Source organism: Roseateles sp. P5_E1, from assembly GCF_054049335.1.
The window spans coordinates 1-540 of sequence record NZ_JBFUMN010000419.1 but is presented as its reverse complement, the minus strand read 5'-3'; the positions used below and the strand labels follow the sequence as shown (position 1 = coordinate 540).

At 69.8% G+C, this 540-nt stretch carries 1 protein-coding gene; it reads right to left on the bottom strand.

Annotated elements, in window-relative coordinates; genetic code table 11:
- The coding region (locus ACXJKJ_RS31855; RefSeq protein WP_457395724.1) for an HAD-IC family P-type ATPase at positions 1 to 540 on the bottom strand (540 nt) is incomplete at both ends.

Below are 540 nucleotides of genomic sequence, written 5' to 3'. Positions count from 1 at the left end.
GGCGAAGCCCAGGTTCTGGCGCATGTTGCGCACGCTGGCGGTGGACAGCTGGCGTGCACGCAGGATCCCGCACAGGTCGCCCTTGACCAGSGTGASCTGCGCGCTGGACATCGCCACGTCGGTGCCAKTGCCCATSGCGATGCCGACRTCGGCYGYSGCCAGYGCRGGKGCRTCGTTGATGCCGTCGCCRGCCATCGCCACCTTGCGTCCCTGCGCCTGCAGCGTTCGGATCAGCGCGGCCTTGTCGGCCGGGCGCATTTCACCGTGCACCTCGTCCAACCCGAGTTCGCGCGCGACCGCTTCGGCGGTGGCGATGCCGTCGCCGCTGGCCATCACGATGCGCAGACCGTCGCGATGCAGCGCCGCGATTGCCTCGGCGGTGGATGCCTTGATCGGATCGGCCACCGCAAGCAGCCCGGCAAGCTGTCCATCGACGGCCAGGTACATCACGCTGGCAGCGGCGCGACGCAGGCCTGCGGCATGCTCACGCAGGGCGTCCAGCGCGATACCCTGTTCCTGCATCAGCGCTGCGTTGCCCAG